The 26,015-nt window shown below is 48.2% G+C and carries 18 protein-coding genes; 10 read left to right on the forward strand and 8 right to left on the reverse strand.

Going from position 1 to position 26,015, the window contains the following annotated elements:
* Window positions 1-41: 41 nt before the first annotated feature.
* Window positions 42-2,543 carry a TonB-dependent receptor plug domain-containing protein gene (locus tag E2I14_RS09825; RefSeq protein WP_227544692.1) on the reverse strand — a complete coding sequence of 834 codons (2,502 nt, stop codon included), beginning with the start codon at window positions 2,541-2,543 and terminating at the stop codon, window positions 42-44.
* Between the two features lie 819 nt (window positions 2,544-3,362).
* On the opposite strand from E2I14_RS09825, the gene E2I14_RS19825 reads away from it, so the two are divergent.
* On the forward strand, window positions 3,363-3,491 hold the full coding sequence (locus E2I14_RS19825) for a hypothetical protein (RefSeq protein ID WP_264757056.1): 129 nt from the start codon (window positions 3,363-3,365) through the stop codon (window positions 3,489-3,491).
* A 48-nt stretch (window positions 3,492-3,539) separates the two neighbouring features.
* On the opposite strand, the gene E2I14_RS09830 is transcribed toward E2I14_RS19825, so the two are convergent.
* Window positions 3,540-4,025 carry an arsinothricin resistance N-acetyltransferase ArsN1 family B gene (locus E2I14_RS09830; RefSeq protein ID WP_133327950.1) on the reverse strand — a complete coding sequence of 162 codons (486 nt, stop codon included), beginning with the start codon at window positions 4,023-4,025 and terminating at the stop codon, window positions 3,540-3,542.
* 200 nt (window positions 4,026-4,225) lie between these two features.
* Here E2I14_RS09830 and E2I14_RS09835 point away from each other — a divergent pair, with 200 nt between their 5' ends.
* Window positions 4,226-4,846 (forward strand): carboxymuconolactone decarboxylase family protein, encoded by a 621-nt coding sequence (locus E2I14_RS09835; RefSeq protein ID WP_133327952.1) that lies wholly within the window; start codon window positions 4,226-4,228, stop codon window positions 4,844-4,846.
* A 43-nt stretch (window positions 4,847-4,889) separates the two neighbouring features.
* Here the strand turns inward: E2I14_RS09835 and E2I14_RS09840 are convergent, their stop codons facing one another.
* Window positions 4,890-5,852 (reverse strand): LysR family transcriptional regulator, encoded by a 963-nt coding sequence (locus tag E2I14_RS09840; RefSeq protein ID WP_227544693.1) that lies wholly within the window; start codon window positions 5,850-5,852, stop codon window positions 4,890-4,892.
* Window positions 5,853-6,003: 151 nt separating this feature from the next.
* On the opposite strand from E2I14_RS09840, the gene E2I14_RS09845 reads away from it, so the two are divergent.
* From E2I14_RS09845 to E2I14_RS09855, 3 genes are all read left to right on the forward strand, one after another.
* On the forward strand, window positions 6,004-7,236 hold the full coding sequence (locus E2I14_RS09845) for an MFS transporter (RefSeq protein ID WP_133327954.1): 1,233 nt from the start codon (window positions 6,004-6,006) through the stop codon (window positions 7,234-7,236).
* Window positions 7,237-7,662: 426 nt separating this feature from the next.
* The gene (locus tag E2I14_RS09850) at window positions 7,663-8,700 is read left to right on the forward strand and encodes a response regulator (RefSeq protein WP_133327956.1); all 1,038 of its coding nucleotides are present in this window, start codon (window positions 7,663-7,665) and stop codon (window positions 8,698-8,700) included.
* Between the two features lie 68 nt (window positions 8,701-8,768).
* The gene (locus E2I14_RS09855; RefSeq protein ID WP_133327958.1) at window positions 8,769-12,650 is read left to right on the forward strand and encodes a response regulator; all 3,882 of its coding nucleotides are present in this window, start codon (window positions 8,769-8,771) and stop codon (window positions 12,648-12,650) included.
* A 40-nt stretch (window positions 12,651-12,690) separates the two neighbouring features.
* Here E2I14_RS09855 and E2I14_RS09860 read toward each other — a convergent pair whose 3' ends face one another.
* From E2I14_RS09860 to E2I14_RS09880, 5 genes are all read right to left on the reverse strand, one after another.
* Window positions 12,691-13,164 (reverse strand): DUF1440 domain-containing protein, encoded by a 474-nt coding sequence (locus E2I14_RS09860; RefSeq protein ID WP_227544694.1) that lies wholly within the window; start codon window positions 13,162-13,164, stop codon window positions 12,691-12,693.
* The gene (locus tag E2I14_RS09865) at window positions 13,161-14,060 is read right to left on the reverse strand and encodes an NAD(P)-dependent oxidoreductase (RefSeq protein ID WP_133327960.1); all 900 of its coding nucleotides are present in this window, start codon (window positions 14,058-14,060) and stop codon (window positions 13,161-13,163) included. Before E2I14_RS09865 ends, E2I14_RS09860 begins: the two co-directional genes overlap by 4 nt.
* A 114-nt stretch (window positions 14,061-14,174) precedes the next feature.
* Window positions 14,175-16,007 (reverse strand): tannase/feruloyl esterase family alpha/beta hydrolase, encoded by a 1,833-nt coding sequence (locus E2I14_RS09870; RefSeq protein WP_133327962.1) that lies wholly within the window; start codon window positions 16,005-16,007, stop codon window positions 14,175-14,177.
* A gap of 56 nt (window positions 16,008-16,063) precedes the next feature.
* Complete coding sequence (locus E2I14_RS09875) at window positions 16,064-18,325, reverse strand: TonB-dependent receptor (RefSeq protein WP_133327964.1); 2,262 nt, start codon at window positions 18,323-18,325, stop codon at window positions 16,064-16,066.
* A gap of 394 nt (window positions 18,326-18,719) precedes the next feature.
* Window positions 18,720-19,955: a LysR family transcriptional regulator gene (locus tag E2I14_RS09880; RefSeq protein WP_133327966.1), complete on the reverse strand. Its 1,236-nt coding sequence runs from the start codon at window positions 19,953-19,955 to the stop codon at window positions 18,720-18,722.
* 329 nt (window positions 19,956-20,284) lie between these two features.
* On the opposite strand from E2I14_RS09880, the gene E2I14_RS09885 reads away from it, so the two are divergent.
* The 5 genes from E2I14_RS09885 (at window position 20,285) to E2I14_RS09905 (ending at window position 25,935) form a co-directional block, all read left to right on the forward strand.
* A complete protein-coding gene (locus tag E2I14_RS09885; protein WP_133327968.1) occupies window positions 20,285-21,415 on the forward strand; it encodes a 4-oxalomesaconate tautomerase in 1,131 nt (376 codons plus the stop codon).
* A 13-nt stretch (window positions 21,416-21,428) separates the two neighbouring features.
* The gene (locus tag E2I14_RS09890; protein WP_133327970.1) at window positions 21,429-22,478 is read left to right on the forward strand and encodes an amidohydrolase family protein; all 1,050 of its coding nucleotides are present in this window, start codon (window positions 21,429-21,431) and stop codon (window positions 22,476-22,478) included.
* Between the two features lie 26 nt (window positions 22,479-22,504).
* Window positions 22,505-23,194 (forward strand): 4-carboxy-4-hydroxy-2-oxoadipate aldolase/oxaloacetate decarboxylase, encoded by a 690-nt coding sequence (gene ligK / locus E2I14_RS09895; protein ID WP_133327972.1) that lies wholly within the window; start codon window positions 22,505-22,507, stop codon window positions 23,192-23,194.
* Between the two features lie 68 nt (window positions 23,195-23,262).
* The gene (locus tag E2I14_RS09900; protein WP_133327974.1) at window positions 23,263-24,597 is read left to right on the forward strand and encodes an MFS transporter; all 1,335 of its coding nucleotides are present in this window, start codon (window positions 23,263-23,265) and stop codon (window positions 24,595-24,597) included.
* Between the two features lie 42 nt (window positions 24,598-24,639).
* Complete coding sequence (locus E2I14_RS09905; protein ID WP_133327976.1) at window positions 24,640-25,935, forward strand: gallate dioxygenase; 1,296 nt, start codon at window positions 24,640-24,642, stop codon at window positions 25,933-25,935.
* Window positions 25,936-26,015: the final 80 nt, after the last annotated feature.

The raw sequence follows: 26,015 nt of genomic DNA on the forward strand, positions 1-26,015 counted from the left end.
CCACGCTATTCTGTGGCAGGGCTGCACACCTTCATGGAGAACTAAAACGAGTAATTCCCGCGTACATAGTAGTAACCGCCATTGATGCCAAATGGCGAATATTGCGGATAAATCCGCACGGCGACAGAAGCGTCATTAGCCTTGTTAGCTGCGGCAGTTAAATCACCGTTGATACGAGTTGGGTATTGGTTAAACAGGTTTGTTGCGCCAACACTGACGGTGAGCGATTTAGTTAAATGATTAGCGATTTCAAGGTTGGTAATCGCTTTGGTATGGATGGTAGTTTGGTAGAAGGTAGTGCCATCTTCCGAACCCCATCCTGATGCAGGGCCATAAATGTTTTCACGCAAATTGACCGCCCAACTACCCACTTTCCACAATGCGCCAAGGTTGACTACAACTTTGGGACTTTCAGTCGTTAAATCGCCCACGGCGGATTGATCTAACAATAACTGCGGTTGCAATTGCGCTGGTGTTGAATGGATTTTAGTCAACTCAGTTTTGTTGTAGGCCGCCGATGCGCTCCAATCCACATGACCGTAGTCGCCGTAGTTATAGGCGGTAGTAAACAATAAATCTAAACCTTTGGTGCTGGTATCAACGCCGTTGGTAAAAATATTGATGCCAGTGTAGGTCACGCTAGGATCGAGCACATTGCCGTTGGCCGCAATCGCTTGAGTAACAGCTGGTGAATTCACCGACGAGCCAGAGCCGTATAAGGAACCGCTACCGACGATACGATCGCGGATATCGATCTTATAAAAATCAGCAGTCAATGTCGAAGTGCGAGTTGGCTGCACAACCAAACCGAAACTATAGTTATTCGACTTCTCAGGTTTCAAACCATCAATCCCAACAATGCGCGCACCTGCGGAATTAGGTGGCAGTTGAACGAATGCTGAGGTAGGCGAAACATTGGTTGCGCTGTAATACTCTTCGGCCAACGTCGGTGCCCGGAATCCCGAGCTGATCGTACCGCGCAGCGCAACGACCGGAGTGAAATCGTAACGCAGCGAGAGCTTGCCCACACTGGTATTGCCAAAGTCGCTGTATTTTTCAAAGCGCGCCGCCGCATCTACTTTCAATTCTTTCACAGGCGAACCAGCTAAATCAATGTAGGCCGCGGAGTTGGTGCGGCTGTGTGTTCCCGCATCGGTCGATTGAAAGCCTGGGTAGGATGAAGAACCTGCTTGAAAGCTCGACGCTGCATCACCAGCGTCAATCTCATATTTATCGGTACGGAATTCCAAACCTGTTGCAAAGTTCAGCGGGGTGGCCCAACCGATATTGATTTCACGTCCCAAATCGATGTTCTGAGTCCATTGACTAGCGACGAAATTACCGGCGTGGAAGGTTGTCGGAGTCGCTCCAGTGGCATTAAACAAGGCGATATTGGCGCTGTTTTCGACGCCAATATGTTCAAGGTCTTTTCCATATGTGCTACTCACATCCCAAGTCCAATCATGGAACAATTTACCTTTGGCTCCAACCGTCAAAGCAAAATCAGTTTCATCGATGGTTTCTTTAGGATTGAATCCATTTGGATAGACTGCTGGGATTTTGCTCGGCAAACGGTAGTTTTCATAAGTGTCCGCCGTTTTTTTGCCCAATGTGGCAAACGCATACAAGTTAGTTTCAGCGTCGATTTTGTAACCTGAGTTGGCGGAGGCCACGTTTTGATGGTACGCCGCATCGCCAAAAATGCGATCTAAGTAAGGAAAGTCAGGCGAAGTTAAAAACGTGGGGTTTTTTGCTGCGGTAGCCAAATTCAACGCACGCGGATCAGGTCCGCTGCGCACGCTGTGATCGTGCGATTTAAAATCGGCCGTCAAGTTAATAAAACCGTTTTCCCCCAATTCAAAGCCGCCGTTAATTGATGCGGTCGCTGTGTTTCCACCACCATCCACATAGCGCCCGCCGCTGGTGCTGATGGATCCACCGCTAGCATCTTTTTTGAGAATGATATTAATCACGCCAGCAATCGCATCCGTGCCGTATTGTGCAGCCGCACCGTCAGTCAATACTTCGACGTGATCAATCGAAGCGATGGGAATGAAGTTCAAATCAGCCGCCGCACCACCTTGAAAGGCACTGCCATCGACCGACAAATTGGCGGTAGTATGACGACGCTTACCGTTGACCAGCACTAACGTATCGTTTGGACTAATGCCACGCAAACGCGCCGATAAAGTTAAGTTAGCAGTATCGCCACCAGTAGCTTGAGCGACAAATGAGGGGAATACTTGTGACAATGCGCCGATTAAATCCGATTGTCCAGTTGCTTCTAAAACCGATCCGTCAATGAGTTGAATTGGCGATGAACTATCGACCGCTTTTACGCCAGTTTGGCGAGTTCCGGTAACAATAACCGTATTGGTGTTCCCATCATTTGGCGGCGTCGTTTGTGCGAATGCGCCCGACTGCAGCGACAACATTAACAGGCCAGTTCCTGCTAATGTTTTCTTAAAGTTTTTTTGTGCAATCAAGCTTGATACGGCGATGCTGATTGGATGTAATGCTAACGTTGATCGTTGATATGACATGGTTGTTCTTCCCTTTTTTAATAGCTTTAATTAAATTCTTAATGAATTTTTCGTGATTTTTTCCAACTCGATTTCCAGCTTTCCGACAACTCTTTCGGCATTAACACGACTCATTGATTAGCAACAGTTTTTATCTAAAAAAAATTTTAGAGTTCGTACTAGAACCAATACATCCGTCGCATTGCGCCTCGGTTTGGATTTAACATCGAAAGATTTTTGTTACGAACTAATTTTTCCGAGTTTCCATATAACAATTTTTAGCTCAACGAAATTATTGGGTTGATTTTTGTTATTTAAGATCGCATGAAGTGTAAAAAATTGGGCGAGAAATTTTAACCAAGTGGCTAACTGTCGATGAGTCGGGAGCTGCCGTTAGCGCTGGAAAAATGTTGCTCGTGTAACGGGATTTTTATGAAGTGTTGGTGCTTTAAACTGCTCAACGCGGCCGAGCGAATTAGGAGAAAAACGAACAATTAAATCAACCATAAATCATCAGAACAACAACAGCCAAGTTCTATTTTTCGAACTTACATATCTGAATATTGCAGGAGAAATGACGCAAAAATGAGACGAAATATGCCTTCAAAAATTATAGAAATTTTTTGCATATAGATCGCTAAAACTATTCGTTGTTTGTGCGCGCAGGCGGCATTACTCTGTCGCTGTATCATTCTTCGCTAGAAGTCAGCGCAGTCTTCAAAAGTGGTCATTACACATCGCCACCCGACCGCCGCAAGTACATCACACCAAAAATAGGATGGCAATCTAGCGCAGACTTCCTACTAGTTGAACTAGGATTACGAATCAGGGTAGCTCATCATGGAAACAAAACTCAAACTCCTGCAAGCGGCATTGTTATTGGCAACAGCCAGCGGTCAAACAGTGCTCATTGCAAATATCAAAGCCGAAATCAAACGCCTCGAAAAAAAATTCCGCTGTGGCTTCTAGCCAAAACGGAATCGTTTTTATTGAATCAATCGAGGTGGCATTACTGACCTAATCAAACACCAATTCCCAATAAGCCACATCTATCCATTGATCGAACTTGCGCCCAACTTTTTTAAAATGGGCGACTTTCTCAAAGCCGAATTTTTCGTGTAACGCTATGCTGGCCGGATTCGGTTGCGCAACGCCGCCGATCACTACTTTAATTCCACGGCTTTTTAACTCGTCTAACAAGTGTCGATACAGTTTGGAACCGATGCCTAAGTTAGCACTGTCCCTATCAACATAGACCGAACTCTCAACCGATGTTCGATAGGCGCAACGCGCCCGCCATGCGCCGACATAGGCATAACCAACAATGCGGCCAGCGTGTTCATACACATACCAAGCAAACTTCTCGTTAGTGTCTCGAATCCTCTCTGCCATGTCGGCAACTGACACGGCAGCTTCTTCAAACGAGATCGTGGTATTGAGTACGTAATAGTTGTAAATCTCGGCAATCGCTGCGGCATCGTCGAGCGTGGCTAATCTGATCATCTCGCATCCTTTTTTGATCGCGTTGGCCGATCAATGGGTTGGGCAAATCGGGCACTCATTGCGTTAAATAGATCGCCAAATATTGTAGCGCCATACTGTTTCATTTAGGCAAAATAGGCGGAACTTCGTTATTATCATTGCCAATGTCACAGAGTTAGCCATTAACGGTTAAGACCGCACGAATAATTAAGGGGACTAACATGCATCGTCACGCTGCTATCGTATTCGCATTGCTTTCCATTACCTGCCTAAATGTGGTTGCCGCGGACAGGCTGCCAACCATTCCGCCCGGCCAATATAGCGAGGAACAAAAGCAGGCCGCCGCTGAGTTTGAGCAACATCGGCATGTGCCGGTGTTCGGCCCGTTTGAGCCGCTAATGCACAGCCCGCAAGTCATGTCGCAAACTCGCGCGATGGGAGATTATTTGCGCTATAAAACCGCGCTGGGCAGTTCGCTCAGCGAACTAGTCATCCTCATTACCGCACGGGAGTGGACGCAGGATTATGAATGGTATGTGCATCAACCAATCGCACTCAAAGCGGGATTAAAAAAAGAGATCGTGGATGCGATTGCCGATGGGCGACGTCCTAGCGCCATGAGTGACGATGAGGAAATGATTTATGACTTTTGCACCGAACTGCAGCACAACAAACGTGTATCGGATGCGACGTTTAATCGGGTCGAAAAACGTTTTGGCAAAAAAGGTGTCGTGGATTTAACCGGAATCAACGCCTATTACACATTACTAGCCATGCAATTAAACGTGGCCCAATATCAATTGCCTAGCGATGGCACCAAGTTGGAGCGCTTTCCGAAATAATTAGCCTCATTAACCCGTCCAAGTTAATTTAGTTGAATCGTTTTTATTTCGGTGCCTGATCTGAAATAGGTTCAAAAATTGCCGGCAGCATTTCTTTCATCGAACTAATAAAACAGCGCAGCTTGGCCGGATAAAAACGCGCATACGGATACAGCAAATACACCGGCAAGCGGCTTGCGCTCCAATCCGGCAGCAGGTTAATCAGCTTACCCTGTGCAATATCGTCCAACACTATCCAGGTCGAACCCACACCGACGCCAACGCCTTGCACAACGGCGTTTTTCATCGCGTATAAATTGTCGGTACGTAAGCGCGGGTTGAATTTAATTTGCGTGACTTCACCAGTTTGATGATTTTTTAATTCCAACTCCGACTGATAAAACGTGCTGAGCGCAACCCAAGGCAAGTTCGCTAAATCGCTTGGATGCTGAGGCATCGGGTGATGTTGAAATAAGTTGGGGGACGCAATAATCGAGCGCGAGATGTCACCAATCTGGGTGGCCACCATGTTTTGATCTTTGGGATGACCGACATGAATCGAGCAATCGATGCCTTCGGCAATAAAATCGTGCAGCGAGCGATCGTCGTGCAAATTCCACTCAACCGCCATCTTGGGATAACGGCTCAAATACTGCGCCAATGGCGCGATCAAATGATCTTGACCAAAGGCATGCGGCGCTAACACGCGCAGGACGCCACTTGGCTCTTCTTTCGCGCCGCGCAAATCCGATTCGACCGTATCCCACGCCACCAATAAATCTTTAAAGCGCTCATAACAACGTTCGCCATCGGCGGTCAGCAGCAAGGAATGCGTAGTGCGCTTGAGCAGGTGCAATCCCAGATAGTGCTCTAACATTTTTAAGCGGCGGCTAATGGTCGGTTGGGTGGTAGCAAGTTGTTTAGCCGCAGCGGTCATGCTGCCAGCATCCACAATCCGCACGAACGTTTGCATTAACTCAACGCGGTCGTGCAGGCCAGCTTGGAAATGGATTTTGTTGGAAGACATTTTCAATACCAATTGGTTATTAATACGCATTACGTATGAACTATATGCTTTACAGCATACTACCAATACCGAATTTGCATAGATATGATGGGCGCAAAGTCAGTTATCCGCCTCAAAATAAGTCAAACAGCACGCCGATTAGGGAATGAATATGTCTGCAACTAACACCAACATTGCATCAACTAGCGCCAATCTCGCTCAAAATGACGATTTGCCTAAGCAATTAGTCCTTTTAATGGCGATTAGCGTGGGCTTGGCGGTGGCCTGTATTTATTACAGCCAACCCATGCTGGGCGTTTTTGTCGCTAATCGACTGGGCAGCGCGCAAGAGATCGGCTGGATTCCGACCTTGACCCAATTGGGTTATGCGTTCGGGATTTTTTTCTTGGCGCCGCTGGGCGACCGCTACAACCGCAAAACCATTATTCTGATTAAGGGCGCAGTCTTGGTGCTGGCCTTGGGTGCTTTTGCGGCTAGCGCTGGCTTGTCGGTCATGTTAATCAGCAGTTTATTTATCGGAATTGCTGCAACCATGGCGCAAGATATTATGCCGGCCGCCGCGGCACTGGCTCCAGAACACAAACGCGGCAAGATTATTGGCACGGTCATGACAGGTTTGTTCTTGGGTATTTTGCTATCGCGAGTCGTCAGCGGTGTCGTCGCTGATTTGCTTGGCTGGCGCTTTGTGTTTTTGATTGCCGCTATCTCAATTGCGATGTGCTTAATTGTTCTAGCGCGCGGATTGCCCTCCATTAAACCGACTAGCACCTTGGCTTATACGCAGTTGATGAAATCGCTGTTTTCATTGCTCGGCCAATACCCTGCGCTGCGTGCGGCGGCGCTTGCTCAAGGACTGTTATCCGCAGGCTTTAGTGCCTTCTGGTCAACGCTGGCGGTGATGCTGCACGCAGCGCCCTTTCATATGAGCAGCTCAGTCGCCGGTGCATTTGGTTTGGCCGGTGCTGCGGGTGCGATGGCTGCGCCGTTTGCAGGGCGCTTTGCCGACAAACTGGGCGCTAAACATATCGTGCGCTTTGGCTCCATGATCACCGCTGGATTCTTTTTGCTCATGGCGCTGACCAGCCAACTTCATCCCGCGTTGGCATTAATTGCTCTGGTTATTGGCACGGTCGGTTTTGATCTGGGCGTGCAGATTTGTTTGGTCGGTCATCAAACTATCGTGTACAGCTTAGATGCGGCGGCGCGCAGTCGTTTAAATGCGGTGCTACTGACTGGCATGTTTATTGGCATGTCGAGTGGCTCTGCCATCGGCGCAGCGCTGCTGGCTCATTGGGGATGGACTGCCGTAACCGTGTTTGGCACTGTCTGCGCTTGCGGTGCTTTTTTAGTGCGTTATTTTCATGCTAAAACAAGCGGGCATTAAGACGAACCGCTCGGCAAATTAGCGACAAGAAGCCCTGATTAGTCAGGGCTTTTTTTGTTGGCGAAAAGCCTAGCTTCCACCTCAGACGCACCAGCAACTAGCAAACCATGCAACCTATGTAGCTCGGCGCGCCAAATAACAACAAAAGCGCTGCTATTTTGCTATCGAACACCAAGAAATTTAATGTTAACAAATTGAAATACCGAGTTTAACTTCCTATACTCAACTTTAACTGCCCATTCCAATTCTGTTAATCCTCTGTATTTCGGCGAAGGCGCGCCTTGGGCTGTTGACAGTATATTTTTTGGCATTTTTTTGATGTTTTGAAAAGCGAAAACGCCGAATCAAGCAGTTCTTGCACTCACTTTTCGACATTGCATTCAATCGTTGATCGCAAGCATTTGAACCACTACGGGCCTGAGCAATATGAAATTAGACGTCATTGTCATCGACGATTCCTCGATCAATCTGGTGCTGACATCGCACCTAATTCATAAATTTGAAGGCTGCATCACGAGCGAATTTAACAATCCAAAACAGGCCTTGGAATGGTGCTTTGAGCATGTGCCTGATTTGGTGATTGTGGATTTTATGATGCCAGAGATGGACGGCATCGAATTTATTCGCCGTTTTCGCGCTCTGCCAGAACGGGCCGACATTCCAGTGCTGATGGTCACAGCCAACGATCAAATCGAAATTCGCCATCGTGCGTTGGAGGCCGGCGCCAACGATTTTCTGAACAAACCAATCGACAAAATTGAATTCGCCGCACGCGTGCGCAACATGCTGTCCTTGCGTCGCAGTCAACGTAAATTACTAGACCAAGCCGCGTGGCTATCGGAGGAAGTCAAACTCGCCACCAACGAGATCTTAGCGCGCGAACGCGAGACCATTATTCGCTTATCGAAAGCTGCCGATTCACGCGACCCAGAAACCGGCGCACATATTTTAAGGATGTCGCATTTCTGTAAGCTGATTGCCTCGCACATCGGCGTATCGGAAGAAAACCAGCAAATATTATTAGACGCCGCGCCGATGCATGATGTGGGTAAGGTTGGGATTCCTGACAATATTTTGCTCAAACCGGGTCGCTTGGATCCGACCGAATTCGACATCATGAAACAGCACTCTTTCTTGGGTTACGAAATACTCAATGGCAGCGAATCCGTGATCTTAAAAGCCGCCGCCGAAATCGCCCTGTCCCACCACGAAAAATTCGATGGTAGCGGTTATCCCTTTGGCTTGGTGGGCGACAAGATTCCGCTCTTTGCTCGCATTTGCGCGGTCGCAGATGTATTTGATGCGCTCACCTCAGAACGACCGTACAAAAAAGCATGGCCGGACGATCAAGCCATCGCCTATTTACGCGAAGGCCGTGGCAAACATTTTGATCCCATGTGCGTTGATGTTTTCTTAGAAAATTGGGACGAGGTGATGGAAATCCGCAATCGCTTCAAGGATTAAAACGTGTCGGCAGTTCGATTCATTCAGTCACTCTCATTACCGCCAACGACCAACAAAGCACCCTAAAAATGAAAGTTCTAATTAGATCGTTACTTGTCGTGCTGGCCTATGTCGTGTTCGGCAAACTATCCATTCTATTAGCCCCTTCACCCGGTTACGCGGCCCCGATTTTCCCGCCCGCAGGGATTGCATTAGCGGCGATTTTTATTGGTGGAAAACGGCTGCTGCCATCGGTATTAATCGGCTCATTTTTACTGAACCTGTGGATTGGGTATTCGTCCGGACAAGCTCTCAATGTCACCGCAATTATCGCGGCTTCGTGCATCGCCGCGTCGTCCGCCTTGCAGGCCGGTGTAGGCAGCTGGCTATTAATGAAAATGATTGGGCAGCCGCTGCGACTTGATCGGATTGGCGAAATTGTGCGCTTTATGCTGCTCGCGCCGGTTAGCTGTTTAATCAGTTCGACCTTATCCGTTTCCAGCCTAGTTGCGCTCGGCATTTTTAGCTTCAAAAGCCTTGCGGGGAATTGGGCCATCTGGTGGATCGGCGACACGTTTGGGGTGATGTTGCTATTCCCCTTGACGATGATCGCTGCCGGTCAACCGCGAGAGCTTTGGAAGCGAAGAGTGAATTCGGTTGCGGTACCGATTTTGTTAGCGTTCGCGATATTTGTATTGATTTTCTTCCGCGCCAATCAATGGGAATACGACGATTCACTCAATGATTTCCGCCAGACTTCCCAAACGGTGAAAAACGATGTCGAAGCCAAATTAAGCGAACAAGAATCGCTGCTAGAGCAGCTAGCTGGATTGATGACGCAAGACAAAACCCGCAAGGTTACGCGCGAAGGATTTGCCAGCTTCGTTTCCCGTTCTTTAGCGCGCTATCCAATGATCCAAGCCTTGGAATGGGCGCCGATAATTTTTAATGCCGAACGTCAGAAATTTGAAATTATCCAACGAAAAGACGTACCTAAGTTTGACATCAAAGAGCGAGACGCGCAGGGAAAACTGCTCACCGCTCAAGTACGCGATTCGTATTATCCAGTGGTCTACGTTGAGCCTCTCGCTGGCAATGAACCGGCACTTGGTTTTGACCTCGCATCCAATCCAACCCGTCTAGCGGCAATTCAAAAAGCGATCGCAACCGGCAAAACCGTTATCTCAGCCCCACTCAAATTAGTGCAAGAACAGCAGCAACAATCGGGCGCTTTGTTACTGCTGCCAGTTGATGCCAACAATCCAAAATCAGATGTGGTTCTGACCGTATTGCGGTTAGGCGATTTTATGGAAAGCTTGCTGCAACGAACCCGCCCAATGATCTACTCGCGGCTCATTGATGTCGATGAAAAGAAAATTGTCTACGATAACTTTGAGCCGAAAAATTTACGTAATTTGTTAGCCTATGATTTCGAATTTGGCTCGCGCCGCTACCGCTTGGAAACCGCGCCTACACCCAACTATTTAGCCTTACATCGCAGTTGGCAGAGCTGGGCCTTATTAGCTATTGGGATGTTGGGTACTAGCCTACTCGGTTCTTTATTATTGATGGGCTCGGGTTACGCTTCGCGTATCAAACAAGAGGTGAAAGAACGCACGGCAGAATTATTGGAGGCAAAAAAAGAAGTCGAGCGCGAAAATCAAAAGAAACTGGCATTGCTCCAAAACGCCAGCGATGGTCTGCATATTGTTAATCCGGACGGAATTTTAATTGAGGCCAGTGATTCGTTTTGCACCATGCTCGGCTACCAACGCAATGAGCTGATCGGCAAGCATGTGAGCTTCTGGGATGCGATGCACTCAAGAGATCAAATAAGTAAAGCGATTGAGCTCAATTTAAGTACTAAAACCTTATACAGCTTTGTATCGCATCATCGCCGCAAAGACGGTAGCATCATCGATGTGGAAATCAATGCTGTGCCACATAATTCGGATGGCGAATACGTTTTAATCAATTCGTCGCGCGATATTACCGAGCGCAATCAATCGTTAGCACAGCTCAAACTTGCCAAAGAATTAGCCGAAGAGGCTAGTCGCGCCAAGAGCGATTTTCTGGCCAACATGAGTCACGAAATTCGCACCCCAATGAACGGCATTATTGGCATGACCGAATTAGCCTTGGATACTGATTTAAACGAAGAGCAAAAAGGCTATATCGAATTAGTTAAGTCGTCGGCGGATGCGCTGCTCACCATCATTAACGATATTTTGGATTTCTCTAAAATCGAAGCTGGAAAAATGCAGATCGATAATATCGACTTCGATCTGCACGATATGCTATCGCAAACAACCCGCTCGCTAGCAATACGCGCCGACCAAAAAAATCTCGAACTATTGCTTGATATCGACCCAGCTATTCCTAGAATGTTAAAGGGTGATCCAGGTCGTCTGCGGCAAGTGTTGATCAACCTCATTGGTAACGCGATTAAGTTCACCGAACGTGGTGAAATCGTTATTAAAGCAACCTTGCGCGAAGGCGCTGCGATCTCGGAATTAATCCCGTTGCGCATTAGTGTGCGCGACACAGGGATTGGTATTCCAGAAGAAAAATTTAAAGCAATCTTTGATTCCTTCTCGCAAGCCGATACCTCAACGACGCGGGTTTATGGCGGAACAGGCTTGGGCTTGTCGATCTCAGCGCGTTTGGTTGAATTAATGGGTGGTAGCATTTCGCTGGAAAGCGCGCTAGGTAACGGAAGTACCTTTTACATTGATATTCCGATCGAGCGCGCTCAGGGTAACGCAGTGATGCACGATGAAGCGCTATTTTTGAAAAATATGCGAGTGTTGATCGTGGACGACAATTTAACCAATCGTGAGATCGCACTCGAATTAACTCAGCGTTGGGGCATGCTGCCAACCGCAGTGGAAGGTGGCCAACAAGCGATTGACGAACTGACCCGCGCTAAGCAAGCAGATGAACCGTACGAATTACTGCTGTTGGATGTGCGCATGCCGGATATGAACGGCTTTAGTGTCATTGAAGAACTGCGTGCGCAGCATGCTGACGACATCGCACCAGTGATGATGTTGACGTCAGAAGGACAACGCGGCGACGCGCAGAAATGCCGCGAGTTAGGAGTATCGGCTTACCTACTCAAACCCTATACCCAATCCGATTTATTCGCCGCCATTATGAACACATTGGGGTTGATCGATAAACCGGAACCCGTGCTAGTTACGCGCCATTTTTTACGTGAAAGCAAACACAAACTAAATGTCTTGCTAGCCGAAGATAACAGCGTCAATCAAACGCTGGTGAAAGGATTGTTGACCAAATTTGGGCACAGCATTGAGGTGGCCCAAAACGGCCTAGAGGCGGTTGAGAAATGGCATGCGGGCCGCTACGACCTAATCCTCATGGACGTCGATATGCCAGTATTAAATGGCTACGCCGCCACCGAACAAATCCGCCAATCAGAGCAAGCAAATCCAGAGCAACATATTCCGATTATCGGACTAACCGCGCACGTTGTAGAAGGCACGCGGGAAAAATGCTTGGCTGCCGGAATGGATGGCTATCTGAGCAAGCCGATTAATATCGAAGCGCTGTGGCGGGAATTAAACAAGCTAGGCCAAGCAATCCGCACCGATGAGCCACCAGCACCGACTATTAACTATGCCTTGGCCGTGGCTGACTTTAATAAGACCCGCCGCAATGTGGATGAAGATCAGGATATTTTCAATAAAATTGTCGAGCTATTTTTAGTTGACGCGCCGTCGCATGTGCAACAGATCAAGGACGGCATCGCGCAAAATTCAACCGACAAAATCCGCCATAGCGCACATACCTTACGCGGCATGTTGGGCATTTTCTCGGCGGAACGCAGCATGCAAATCGCTAGAACAATAGAACAAGAAGCTGGACAGAAAGATCTGCGCGGTTTAACGAAAGAATTAGAAATCGCGCTAGCGGAATTGGAAGATATGATTAAAGCGTATCAATGGTGATAGCGGCATTACGCCTCACCAAGATTGGCGTCCAGCTAATTCAAGCAAGTCGGTGCTTAACGATTAATGCTAATGGAAGGGCAAAAAATAAATGCGACACAAACCCACCAATAATAACAACTGGGTCTAAATAATTAGGGTGGTCAGTCGAAGCAATAGAAATAGCTACGTGCATAACAACCCAGGCAAACATGGCGTAGAAAATTGCTAGCAAACTCGCTTCCCAACCGCGCTGCCGAAAGTACGGCCAAATTAGGGCAAACAGTACACCCCACAATGCTGAAAAACTAAAATGAATCAGCGTGCCGATAAAATACGCCGCTGCACCTAAGTCATTTTGGATTTCTTTACCAAACACCAAACCAGTCGCATTACGCGGGATATCGCCGAGCTGCAATAAATGCTGCGCGCCGACCCACACCAAGGCTTCGTACATCCAGATCACGATTCCAGCAATCAGCCCGCTGGTTGCACCAATTTTGAGGGCGGATGTTGAGCGCGTGTCAGAAATCATTTGCTGTCCAATCCAACTCGATTGTTTGCAATGAGACGATCTGCGAATTCCTGCCAATCAGCACCAGCAGCAATCGCGTCAAAAGTGCCAGCTTGCTTGTGCTGCGCCATCCAATCGTCTTTCTCGGCAATTGCCGCGGCCATCAAGGGTGCGAAACCAGCTTCATTCACAGTATTGGCGACTTCGCGCATTTCTTCGGCGCGGCGTTTTCCATGTTGCGCTACCCGACTAAAAAAATAGGCGCTTTGCTGCTCCCAATTAATCGAGGGGAAGGTTTCTTTGAGTGTGGCGATCATGTGTTGCTCTACTCCATAATGCCGCGCCGTGGTAAAGCTCTCGATGACCAGCGCTTCCAGCCCCTTGATCATCACACTGCGACACATTTTGATGGCGGATGCGTTGCCAATGTCAGCTGCCACCGATTTGGTATCCATGCCTAAGTTATTTAACACAGCAGACAATTCAACTGAGCGCGCACCGCCCAATAAGATTGGAACACGAATTCCATACGGCGGTACCGAGGTCATCACACCGGCTTCGACATAACTTCCGCCAGCGGTTTCAATGCACAACGCGGCTTGTTGTTTTGTTTTGGGTGATGCTGAATTTAAATCGATGAAAATCACACCCGCCGCAATTGCCTCAGCCGCAGCTTGCGCTACCGCTAGGGTGTTGGAGGCGGTAACCATCGAAAAAATAATGTCGGCGCGTTGCGCTAATTCTTGGATTGATTGGCACAGATAAACTTGATTTGATTCGGCGTGCTTGCGCTGTTCGATGCTTTGATTGGGCGAGAAAAATTTAGTATCCCAAGCACTAATTGAATTCACACTTTGTTTTAAGCCCGCTGCGAAAATTGTTCCGACTTCGCCATAACCAATGATTCCAATTCTCATACTCAGCTTCCTATCAAACGCAAACACATTATTGAAACAACTTCGGGCAATCCAAACAAACACACTTTTCGTGTTGTTCAGATTGCCCGCCCTGCACATCCAGCTCCGATAAATTTATTGGCAGGACAACTTACCCTCAACAACCGAACATTGTTTTTGGAAGCCAGGCTGCATAAATTCTGCGCCGTACCAATCGTAAGAAGTAGGTTCCCGTTCGCCAGCTTGGGCGCGGTAGTTGGCTGGGTCGTTGGGATTACCGGCACCTTTATAGACCGCTTTATTCGGGTAGGCAAAGACGACGCGAGTTTTTATTGCGGCCTTATTAATCGGCATCACCGGAAGAGGCGGCAAGTCGCCCTTGGCATGATCTTTATCACCGGGCGGTGGGCCCAATTTTGGCGGGAATCCTGACACCGTGTGCGCCACTATTGAGGTTGGCGCTTGGTTTGATTCAGTCCAACGCATTAACGGTGTCAACAAATCAAACTCGCTCGGACCGTCGCCCATCGCGCAATGGTACATACCGGGAAATAGAAACAGCTTGGCAAAATCGCTTGTTTTATCTTTGCCTAAAACTTGGTTCACTGCGGTGTAGTACGCAATCGTGTTGATCGGTGAAATATGTGGGTCAGACCAACCATGCCACAGAATTAATTTCCCACCGGCGTTGGCGAAGCTAGACAAATCGGGATTAGTCGCATCGTACAAGGAATGCATGGCACGCTCTAAATCGAATTGCGCGGCATCGAAATGGAAATCCTTCAAGGTGTAATCGTCCGGCGTATTTTTTTCAAAGATTAATTTTTTGATTGAGCCTAATGCCATGAAGGTACTTGGCACTACTTGGTCAACACTTTTAGTCACAAAGACGCCATCCCACGATAATTCAGAACCATATTGCGGGCCGCCGATGGTGAGGTGTTTTCCGTTTGCATCCACCGGACCTGCATAGAGTTTGCGCACGGTTTCAACTTGCGCTGCACTTAGGCATTGCGCGGTATCTGCTTGGTCCTCTTTACACTGCAAAACAACAGGATCAAATTTGCACTGACGTGGGTCGTTGATGATGCCATCTTTTTGTCCGTCTAAGGCATCGCAGCCGTCCAACACAGCCTTGTGCAATAGCGGTAATTTATCAGCAGTTAAAATGGTCTTACCATTAGCGTCGGTGTTACTGGTCGCTTGCCATCCATGGTAGAAGCTATTCTGAATAACAAAATTCATCGCCGGAGCGCCAGCAGAAATGCCATTGAAATCATTCGGGTAACGCTGCGCTTCCATCAATGCTTCACGGCCCCCGTCAGAGCAACCGGCAAAATAATTGAATTTGGCCGGCACACCGTAAAACTGGCGCACCAATTCTTTACCTAACACGACAGTCAAATGCTGACCGCGATAAGCGAAGTCAATGCGCGCTTGCGGATCATCACCGAATGAACCGTCGCCCATGTTTTTACCAGAGTGCCCCATGTCAGTTGCGCCCAGCGCCAGAGCATGGGTATCGGCAGGAACACAGCCCTGATCATGTTCAGTGTGAATATCCACCATGCCGCACAAACCGCCGCATCCCGTTTGCAGATAACGCTGGGTCCAACCTTTGACAGGGAATCGATATTGGCTGTGAATATTAGGCGCAATCAAGGTACTGATTTCACAGTATGGCGCGCCGTCTTGCTCAATAGCCTTGGCGCTGAGGATTTCTGTTTTTGCACCAACAACTGCTGCCAGCTGATCGTTGAGCGCGCCGCCTGTTAGTTTGTCGCAAGCCAGCACTGGAGCGACTTCAGCTAGGCTAGCTAAGCCAGCTTGGGCGTAGGATTTAGCTAACTTTGCTGGCTTAGTCTGGGCCTCAGCGGGCGTAACAATCGTTGTCACTAGCAATGCCAAAGTAAGCACTAAACCCGTGCTGTGTCGTAGAGTTGAAAAAAATGAGGAAGCAGATTTCATAACCATCCTTAAGAACTAAAAAGGCCAACATAGAAACTATATTGGCCTTAATTCGATTAGTAATTTACTCCAATTCGAACACCAATAAAGCGTGGTTCACTTACCGAGTAACTTGGGTGCGCTTGGCTAGAAGGCCCAGACGTCATCTGCAGTTTGTTCTCAATATTAGTCACAAATAGCTGCGCTGAAAACCTACCGTTTTGATCTAAGTAAGTAATGTTGGCATTGCTGCGCGTGAACGCTTTTTGTGTATTTTGAACACCGTCGATGAAGTCAGTTAATTGGTAACTGCTGGAATACTTAGTTCCGAGGTAAGTACGAACTGTACCGCTCTGCAATTCAAAATTATGGGTATAGCCCAAGGTCGCTGATGCTGCCGGCGTCTTGTCTAAACTCTTGCCAGTAAAATCAACATTACCCATGATGCCAGTCATCAAATGTTTGAATTCAGAATGCATGAACGAGAGGGAGCCCGTCAATTGATCGGCATTGGATAACTTCACTTTGAACGCATTTTCCCAACCATATAATGTCGCTGGCGCAGGGTGGGTATAGATCACGAAATTACCATCAATGATCGACAAGCTACTGATTTGATCTTTGGTGTAATCGTAGTAAAAGAAATCACTGGTAAAGCGAGTTGTATTGGTACTGGCTTTGTAGCCGATCTCATACGCGGTTAATTGCTCCGCTTCGTAAGGACCTGTGCCTTTAGTCACTGGATCAAAGTCATTAAATCCGCCTGGTTTGTAACCCGTTGCTACCGCTGCATACAATAATTGGGTCGGGGTAAATTGGTAGTTAGCACCTAAGCGGTAGGTCAGCTTGTTAGCGCTTTCCGAACCATTGTTTGGGCCACCAACACAATCAGCATATGGATTGGTGCAAGTCGGTGATGGACCAGCGGCAAAAGTACCTACGCGCTCGGTTGAATCGCTCGTTTCGCGCAATCCGATTAAAACGGAAAACGTATCGCTGAGTTTATAAGTGCCTTGTCCAAATACACCACTTGATTTGTGTTTAGTGGTGTTGAGTGGATCAATCCCGTTGGTACTGCCATCAACCGTTGGATTGGAAACCAAGGCATTTAAATTGTGATCGCTTTCATTAATTTTCTCGTTATGAAAGTTCACACCCGCCACCCAGTTAAATACCGAAGGAGTTGCATTGGTCAAGCGCAATTCAGCATTAGTCTCTTTAAAATCGCCTCGGCAATTGCGCCATGCGTATTGTGGATCACCGAAAGGATTCGTGTTGCCCAGCGGGTCGCCTGTGCCGGAGGTCAGTTCGCGCGCATGGTATTGATTGCTGGCGGCAATTGCGGTGAGTTGAGTGTTGGCTAATAAGGTGTTGAATTCGAGATTGTAGTTATTGAAATGATCGTTAATATTGCCACCAAATGGATTACCAAACACTTGGCGCTGTTGAGTGCCCGACGCATCTTGCAAGGTGTTCAAATTTGGCACAACGCCATAACCTACGCCCGAAGAATCACCAAAGGTCGTCGCTACCAATAAGTTAGTTTCTGGGTTGAAGTTATACAAAGCACTAACGCGACCCGCTCTGTCGTGCTGATCGTTACGCGCTGGACCACCGGGATTGGCGCCCAAAGTCGGCTCCAAATAGCCATCGCGATCGTTGCTGTTTAATGCCACGCGAATTGCCAGATCTTTATTGACCGGCGCATTCACCACTGCATCAGCACGTTTCGTATTGTAGTTACCCAACTCCACACCGGCAGAAGCAGCAAATTCTTTGCCCGGCTTATTAGTAATGACGTTAATCGCACCGCCCGTTGTGCTGGTTCCGTACAAAGTACCTTGTGGGCCGCTCAGCACTTCAACGCGCTCTACATCGAAAAAGCTTAAGCCCTGAACCAAGGGACGACCGATAGGTACGCCGTCAACATTGAAGCCAATGCCTTGAGTACCCTTGGAAGTTTGATCGGTCGTCGTCACGCCGCGGATATTGATATTGACACCGAAGCCATCGCGACCAATGACCAAGTTGGGAACCACTTCGCCAATATTGGCGACGCTAACAATGCTGTTCTCTTTCAAATCTTCACCAGTAATGGCCGTGATTGCCAGCGGTGTTTTGGAAATTGGTTCACCGACTTTACGCGCTGTCACGATCACTTCTTGAATACCATTTTGTGGCTCGCTGGTATTAACTGTCGTACTTTGGTCAGCGTCTGGTGCGCCATTGACCGGTTCAGCGGCATAAGCGAATGTTGAAACAAGTTGCAAAATGCCGATTGCCAATGCAATCGGCTTTAAACGCATTGTCTTTGATGGATGCGATACCTGTGTTTTCATAATTGTCTCCGATTTATATTTCTAGTATTAGGACTTCACCTACAAGCAATCTGGCTAACTTCATGGATTGCGGACTTATCTTGTCACCGTTGCGCTCTGCTTATAGTTCGATCGTTGATCGGTTCTTCGCAGAGAATTTGCGCCAGAAAAAATTTATTTCGGGCAATTGAATTATCGTTGAACTTATTTTTTAGCCCCTGCGCAAAAAATCAAGTTACCCATCTAATTTTGTTATGAGTTAAAAATTTGCGACGAAAAAAATCCGCACAAAATACGTTGTTTAGCAGGAGGAATAAGGAGAAAATTGCAGCGCGGAAGAATCGAATTTCGAATTCTAAAAATGCGGATTAAAAGCAACAAAGCGCGATAAAAGTCGTTGCGACAGGCAAACTAATCAGGGTTGAAAAGCCTTGTGTTGCAGTTCGTCGGCAACTTTTCGAATCGCCTCCATTAGCACAGAAGCACCGGGAGACGCGAACGAACCTTCACGCCGCATTAACCCAATCGAGCGGGCTGCATGCTTGAATTCGTAATTAAGCACGGTCAATAAACCCGATTGCCGTTCGTAATACAACTGCTGCGGAGAGATCGCCGTGACCATATCGCTGTTGAGTAATAGTCCACGTAATAACGCTAAGTCGCTGGTCTCGACTATCGGTTGCGGTGGCACTAAATTTTGCGATGAGAAGGATAAGTCAAACATTTTTCGGGCCGGCGTTCCTTGGCGCGCCAAAACCCACTGCATCGTCGACAGATCATCTAATTTGATTTTTTTAACCTTGGTTAGCGGATGGCCGCAGCGCACTGCAATGGCAACGTTATCGATTAGCAATGGCTCACAAATCATATCGTTGGCGCTTTCGTCATTACGCAACGCGCCGATAATGAAATCAATATCGGCTGAGCGCAATCCGACTTCCAATTGCTCGAACGGGCCCTCGACTGTTGAAATTCGCAGCAAGGGATGATGCTTAACAACCTCGGCAATTGCCATCGGAAGAATCACCGAGCGACTTAAGGGCAAGGCGCCCACGGTGATGGTGCCCTGCAAGGTTCCGCGCAACGCAGCAATGTCATCCTCAACTAAACTCAATTCGGCCAACGCCCGCTTGGCATGAAAAGTTAAGATCGCTCCCGCATCGGTAGGAATCATGCCTTTCGTGGTGCGTTGAAATAAAGGTATTTTTAAACTGGATTCCAACTGGCTCACCGACGAACTCACCGCTGGCTGGGTGATATTCAATACCCGCGCCACCGAGGGCATGTGATGTAATTGCGCCAAGGTGACAAAGCAGATCAAGCGGTTCTCATTGAACAACATGCTAAAAATTGGCGCGTTCAAGGAGCCATTTTTTTCTCTGATTACTGGCAGCATTTTCTCTTTGGCGCTGTGCAATTCTTGCGCTGCCCGTTTGGCGCGGTACAACAAAGTATTACCAAAGACGGTCGGCAACATGCCGGTGGCTTTGCGCTCAAATAAGGCGACATCCAAGGTTTCTTCTAACGATTTAATCGATCGCGTAATAGCCGATTGCGCCCGATACAGCGAGTCAGCCGCTTTGGTAATCCCGCCGGTTTCAACCACAGCCAAAAACGCACGGATGTGTCGAAGATTTAAAGGTGCTTTCATGCGAAGTTGTTTCCTTAATTTATGTGCGCCCGCGCGGTGAAATTATCACCTTAACTTTGTGCATCGCAATATTTTCGATGCCTCAAATTGCGCTTAATGAATCGCCAACACATTAATGCTATTGAACTGCTTTGGCGCGGGCCGATGTACGAATAAGACCTAAATCCGCTAGCAAAACGCTGATCCGTACTTTACTTGGTTTCAGGAAGTTTATTCAAGCCAATAAGCAAAATAGAACGGCGCACACTTCATAAAGCAACACAGTCTGCATCAACATGCTCAATACTGAGCGCAAGCAAAATTTACTTTTAAACAGCGAAAGTAACGACATGAAACCAGAAGCAAGCTCTGATCAAATTGGCATTCCCTGCCTATTCATGCGCGGTGGAACTTCCCGCGGTCCGTTTTTTTTAGACTCTGATTTACCCACCGACCAAACCCAGCGCAATCAGGTTTTACTCGCAGCAATGGGCTCGCCCGACAAGCGCCAGATCGATGGTTTAGGCGGCGCGCATCCGCTCACCAGTAAAGTCGGAGTAGTAAGCAAAAGCCGGCGTGAAGGAGTCGATTTAGAGTTTTTATTCCTGCAATTGCAACCCGATAACGACACCGTTGATAGCACGCCCAATTGCGGCAACATGCTGGCCGCGGTGGTGCCATTCGCCATTGAAAAAGGTCTAGTCGCTGCATCGGGTGAGCAAACAACATTGCGGGTCTTAACGTTAAACACCGATATGTTGTGCGACATCACGGTGCTGACTTCAAACGGTCATGTGCGCTATGCGGGTGACGCTAAAATCGATGGCGTTCCCGGCACCTCGTCACCGATCACCATCAATTTTTTAGATACTGCTGGTTCGGTATGCTCCAGCTTATTGCCCACTGGGCGGGTGTTAGATCATTTTTCCATTTCCGGCTCAGGTTTTGCGCCGTTCGAGATCGACGCCACCTGCATTGATAACGGCATGCCAATGGTGCTGCTACGCGCCGCCGATTTGCAACGCACTGGACACGAATCGGTGGAGCAACTCAATGCCAATAGCGACTTGAAGCAACGCTTAGAAGCGATACGCTTGCACGCTGCGCTGGAGATGGGCTTGGGTGATGTGAGCAAAAAAAATTATCCAAAAATGTGCTTGCTAGCAGCACCTGATCAAGGTGGCAATATCTTGACCCGCTGCTTTATTCCGCATGTTTGTCACGACGCGATTGGCGTATTAGCCGCGGTCACGGTTGCCACTGCCTGCGTTTTGGAAAACAGTGTCGCTTGCGGCTTAGCCGTGATTCCGGAAGGTTCGGCAAAACTCATTTCCGTCGAACACCCGAGCGGGGAATTTAGCGTCGAATTAGAGATCGATGCTAACAATAAACAACAAGTAAATCGCGCCGCGTTAATTCGCACTGCGCGTCTCATTATGCGCGGCGAAGTCATGGTACCCGCCGCAATCTGGACTAAGTAATCAAGGAGCTGTCATGACAACGACTAATTTCGCCACCAAAAAACACCGCATCATCGATTGCCATGGGCATTACACGACTGCCCCCAAAGCGCTAGAAGAATGGCGCAATAAACAAATCGCTGGATTAACGAATTCTGCTCTCGCACCCAAAGTATCGGACTTAAAAATTAGCGACGACGAATTGCGCGAATCGATCGAAACCAATCAACTCAAACTAATGCGCGCCCGTGGCTTGGACATGACAATCTTCTCGCCACGCGCGAGCTTTATGGCGCATCACATCGGCGACTTTAATACCAGCGCAACGTGGGCCGCGATTTGCAACGAGCTGTGCTACCGCGTATCGCAATTATTTCCCGATAATTTTGTACCGGCTGCCATGCTGCCGCAATCACCGGGCGTCGATCCGCGCACCTGCATTCCAGAGCTAGAAAAGTGCGTTAATGAATACGGCAACATCGGCATCAATTTGAATCCCGATCCATCGGGTGGACATTGGACTTCACCAAGTTTATCGGATCGCCATTGGTATCCGATTTACGAAAAAATGGTCGAATACGATATCCCCGCCATGATCCATGTCAGCACGAGTTGCAATAGCTGCTTCCACACTACCGGCGCGCATTATCTCAACGCTGACACGACCGCGTTTATGCAATGTTTAACGTCGGATTTATTTAAAGACTTCCCAACCTTGAAATTCATCATTCCGCACGGTGGCGGCGCAGTTCCTTATCATTGGGGACGTTTCCGTGGCTTGGCACAAGAATTGAAAAAGCCGTTACTAACCGAGCATTTGCTAAACAATATCTTTTTTGATACCTGCGTGTACCACCAACCCGGTATCGATTTACTGACCAAAGTTATCCCGGTCGACAACATTTTATTTGCCTCCGAAATGATAGGCGCGGTGCGCGGCATCGACCCAGAAACAGGGCATTATTTTGATGACACCAAACGCTATATTGAAGCGTCCACCCAACTCAACGACGAACAACGCTACAAGATTTATCAAGGCAATGCGCGGCGAGTCTTCCCGCGCTTGGATGCGCGCCTCGATTAATTATTTACACTGAAAAAGGAATCACCATGTCACTCAATCAATTAGGAATCGTCAAACGAAACATCATCCGCGCTGAACCTAAAGCGGTGGAACAACTAGCCAAATTCGGCGTTGCCACAATCCACGAAGCGATGGGGCGCGTTGGCTTGCTCAACCCAACGATTCGACCGATCTACAACAGCGCCAAAGTATGCGGAACCGCAGTGACGGTGCTGATGCAACCGGGCGACAACTGGATGTTGCACGTCGCTGCTGAGCAAGTTCAGCCGGGCGATGTGGTGGTGGCGGCAGTAACAAGCGAATCAACCGATGGCTTCTTTGGTGACTTATTAGCCACGTCGTTTCGCGCGCGCGGCGCACGGGGCTTAGTCATTGATGCAGGCGTGCGAGATGTGCATGATTTAACCGAGATGGGCTTTCCAGTTTTTTCAAAAGCAATCAGCGCCAAAGGAACTATCAAGGCCACACTCGGCTCGGTTAATATCCCTGTTGTTTGCGCTGGCGCGTTGGTGAATCCAGGTGACGTGATCATCGGTGATATTGACGGCGTCGTCGTCGTACCGGCAGCATTTGCGGGCAAAGTGGCCGAAGCCGCTGCAGCGCGCGAAGCGAATGAGGCTTCTAAGCGTGAGAAGTTGGCCTCTGGTGTCTTGGGATTAGATATGTATTCCATGCGCGAGCCACTAGCCAAAGCTGGTTTGACCTATATTGATTAGAACGCCCACAACTCAGCACAACGCGCGACAACTTATCAACACAATAATAAAAATAACTGAGACAAATAATGAATCAGACTTCCTTGGATGTACGTACTTTTATTAACCAGAGAACCATGTCGTCATACCAATGGGTACTGGTTTGTTTGTGTTTTTTGATTGTGGCAGTTGATGGGATGGACGTAGCTATCATGGGCTTTGCCGCGCCATCAATTTTGACCGATTGGCAAATCACCCGCGCTAGTTTTGGCATCGTGATGGGCGCTGCACCGCTCGGTTTAGCATTCGGCGCGTTGATAGCCGGCTCATCCTCGGATTGGCTGGGACGTCGCAAAGTATTAATGGCATCCGTATTCGGCTTTGGTGTTTGCACGCTGATTACCGCCTTCACTCACAGCCCGACCGAAATGGCGATTTTGCGTTTTTTGACAGGCTTTGGACTTGGCGCTGCTATGCCGAATGCCTCCACATTAATGTCGGAATATGTACCCGAGCGCTCGCGTGGTGTGCTGCTAACCATTATGTTCACCGGATTTAATCTGGGTTCAGCATTGATCGGATTTGTCGCCGCCTATTTATTACCTACTCACGGTTGGCGCACTTTACTGTTTTTCGGTGGCGTCGCGCCACTGGCCTTGCTGCCCTTACTCTATTCTTACTTGCCTGAATCGGCGCGGTTTCTGGTGGTGCGTAACTATCCAACCGACAAAATTCGCAAGGTCCTAAGTCGCGTCTGCCAATTCAATTTAGATCATGTGCGCGAATTTATCTCGGTAGAATCAACCGTCGCCGTTAAGCAGCCGATAGCGGTGTTATTTACTAAGTTGTACGCACTTCGCACGCTCACGCTTTGGGTTACTTATTTCATGGGCTTGTTGGTGATTTATTTAGCCACTAGCTGGATGCCAACCATGATGAAAGATGCTGGCATGTCGATCGACCAAGCAGCCAACTTAACTGCTATGTTCCAACTCGGCGGCACGATCGGTGCAATTGTCATCGGTGCTTGCATGGATCGCTTTAATCCGAATCGTGTGATCGCCTTTTCCTATTTGGCGGGCAGTGCATTTTTGATCGCACTCGGTGTCGCGGGATTATTATCGAGTTGGATTGTTTTTCTGGTGGTCGCGGTTGGCTTCTTTTTGAGCGGCGCGCAAACTGGGTTAAACGCTTTTGCGCCCGGCTGCTATCCAACTTTGGCTCGTGCTACTGGTGTTAGTTGGATGCTAGGCATCGGGCGATTTGGCAGTATTTTAGGTTCAGCGATTGGTGGATTATTAATTGGAATTGGTTGGGATTTTGGCGTGATTATTTCATTGCTGGCGATTCCTGCGGCGATTGCGGCGCTAGCGATTTTTATTAATCGGCTCTCGTTTAAATCAGACGAATTTATCAGCGAATAAATATCGGCTCTACGAAATTACCTAGTAAATAAAGGAAATAATATGGCTCGCATCATCGGCGGAATCGCTTGCTCACACACACCAACGATAGGCTTCGCGGTCGATCGCGATAAACAGGACGATCCCGTATGGAAGCCAATTTTCGAGAACTTCCAACCGATACGCGATTGGCTAGATCAAAAAAAGCCTGATGTTTTATTTATGATTTTTAATGATCATGTGACCTCCTTTTTCTTTGATCATTATTCCGCTTTTAGTTTAGGCATCGACACGCAATATGCCGTTGCTGACGAAGGCGGTGGCGCACGCGATGTGCCTCCAATCGGCGGACATTCGGCGTTATCACAACATATCGGTGCATCGTTAATGGCCGATGAATTTGATATGTCGTTCTTTCAGGATAAGCCGCTCGATCATGGCTGCTTTTCACCGCTATCGATTTTATGCAAACGCGACCCAGACTGGAACGTTCAGATCGTGCCGCTAGCAGTCGGCGTCTTGCAGTTCCCGATCCCGAATGCCAAACGCTGCTATAAGCTCGGTCAAGCCCTGCGCAATGCGATTGAAAGCTATCCCGAAGACATTTCTGTCGCCATTGTTGCAACCGGAGGACTTTCGCACCAAGTCCACGGCGCGCGCGCTGGTTTCAATAATACCGACTGGGATAAACAATTTTTAGAGCTGTTTGAAAAAGACCCCGTCGCGCTAACCAATCTGCGCTTGGCTGAATATGTTGAACTGGGTGGCATGGAAGGTGCAGAAATTATCATGTGGCTAATCATGCGCGGCGCATTGTCCGCCTCGGTCAAGAAGATACATCAATCTTATTATCTGCCGTCCATGACCGGCATCGCCACGGCGATTTATGAAAACCAAGACACCGATATTTCGGACGAAAAACGCGAACAACGTTTAGCACAACATCGTCAGCATATGCAATCTGAGTTAGCGGGAGTGGGCGATATCCCGGGGACGCATCCATTCACCCACGCCGCTAGTATTAAGGCCTACCGCATCAATAAATTTTTGCACAGTTTAATCAAACCAGAAAACCGAAAGCGCTTTTTGGAAGATCAAGAAGCTAGCTTTGTCGAGGCGAAATTGACCGAGCAAGAAGCCGATTTAATCCGCCGCCGCGATTGGGACGGAATGATTAAATACGGCGTGATTTTCTTTATGCTAGAAAAACTCGGGGCAGTTATCGGCGTATCCAATCTGCATATTTACGCGGCAATGCGTGGACAAACCTTGGAAGAATTTCAAACCACGCGCAACGCGCCGGGGGCATTATATTCGGTGGCTGGCAAAGGCAATTTAAGTTGGAATAAATCAAGCTAACGGGTACGACTAAATCTATCTCAACAGACGAGCAACAGCGTCAGCAATTTACATAAATATCCTAACAAGGCAACAACTAG

The organism is Sapientia aquatica (genome assembly GCF_004358105.1).
Taxonomy (GTDB): domain Bacteria; phylum Pseudomonadota; class Gammaproteobacteria; order Burkholderiales; family Burkholderiaceae_D; genus Solimicrobium; species Solimicrobium aquaticum.

Bases quoted from the DNA above. Each gene is read 5' to 3' on its own strand.
- E2I14_RS09825 (WP_227544692.1), bottom strand. From the start codon at position 2,543: ATGTCATATCAACGATCAACGTTAGCATTACATCCAATCAGCATCGCC.
- E2I14_RS19825 (WP_264757056.1), top strand. From the start codon at position 3,363: ATGGAAACAAAACTCAAACTCCTGCAAGCGGCATTGTTATTGGCAACA.
- E2I14_RS09830 (WP_133327950.1), bottom strand. From the start codon at position 4,025: ATGATCAGATTAGCCACGCTCGACGATGCCGCAGCGATTGCCGAGATT.
- E2I14_RS09835 (WP_133327952.1), top strand. From the start codon at position 4,226: ATGCATCGTCACGCTGCTATCGTATTCGCATTGCTTTCCATTACCTGC.
- E2I14_RS09840 (WP_227544693.1), bottom strand. From the start codon at position 5,852: ATGTCTTCCAACAAAATCCATTTCCAAGCTGGCCTGCACGACCGCGTT.
- E2I14_RS09845 (WP_133327954.1), top strand. From the start codon at position 6,004: ATGTCTGCAACTAACACCAACATTGCATCAACTAGCGCCAATCTCGCT.
- E2I14_RS09850 (WP_133327956.1), top strand. From the start codon at position 7,663: ATGAAATTAGACGTCATTGTCATCGACGATTCCTCGATCAATCTGGTG.
- E2I14_RS09855 (WP_133327958.1), top strand. From the start codon at position 8,769: ATGAAAGTTCTAATTAGATCGTTACTTGTCGTGCTGGCCTATGTCGTG.
- E2I14_RS09860 (WP_227544694.1), bottom strand. From the start codon at position 13,164: ATGATTTCTGACACGCGCTCAACATCCGCCCTCAAAATTGGTGCAACC.
- E2I14_RS09865 (WP_133327960.1), bottom strand. From the start codon at position 14,060: ATGAGAATTGGAATCATTGGTTATGGCGAAGTCGGAACAATTTTCGCA.
- E2I14_RS09870 (WP_133327962.1), bottom strand. From the start codon at position 16,007: ATGAAATCTGCTTCCTCATTTTTTTCAACTCTACGACACAGCACGGGT.
- E2I14_RS09875 (WP_133327964.1), bottom strand. From the start codon at position 18,325: ATGAAAACACAGGTATCGCATCCATCAAAGACAATGCGTTTAAAGCCG.
- E2I14_RS09880 (WP_133327966.1), bottom strand. From the start codon at position 19,955: ATGAAAGCACCTTTAAATCTTCGACACATCCGTGCGTTTTTGGCTGTG.
- E2I14_RS09885 (WP_133327968.1), top strand. From the start codon at position 20,285: ATGAAACCAGAAGCAAGCTCTGATCAAATTGGCATTCCCTGCCTATTC.
- E2I14_RS09890 (WP_133327970.1), top strand. From the start codon at position 21,429: ATGACAACGACTAATTTCGCCACCAAAAAACACCGCATCATCGATTGC.
- ligK (WP_133327972.1), top strand. From the start codon at position 22,505: ATGTCACTCAATCAATTAGGAATCGTCAAACGAAACATCATCCGCGCT.
- E2I14_RS09900 (WP_133327974.1), top strand. From the start codon at position 23,263: ATGAATCAGACTTCCTTGGATGTACGTACTTTTATTAACCAGAGAACC.
- E2I14_RS09905 (WP_133327976.1), top strand. From the start codon at position 24,640: ATGGCTCGCATCATCGGCGGAATCGCTTGCTCACACACACCAACGATA.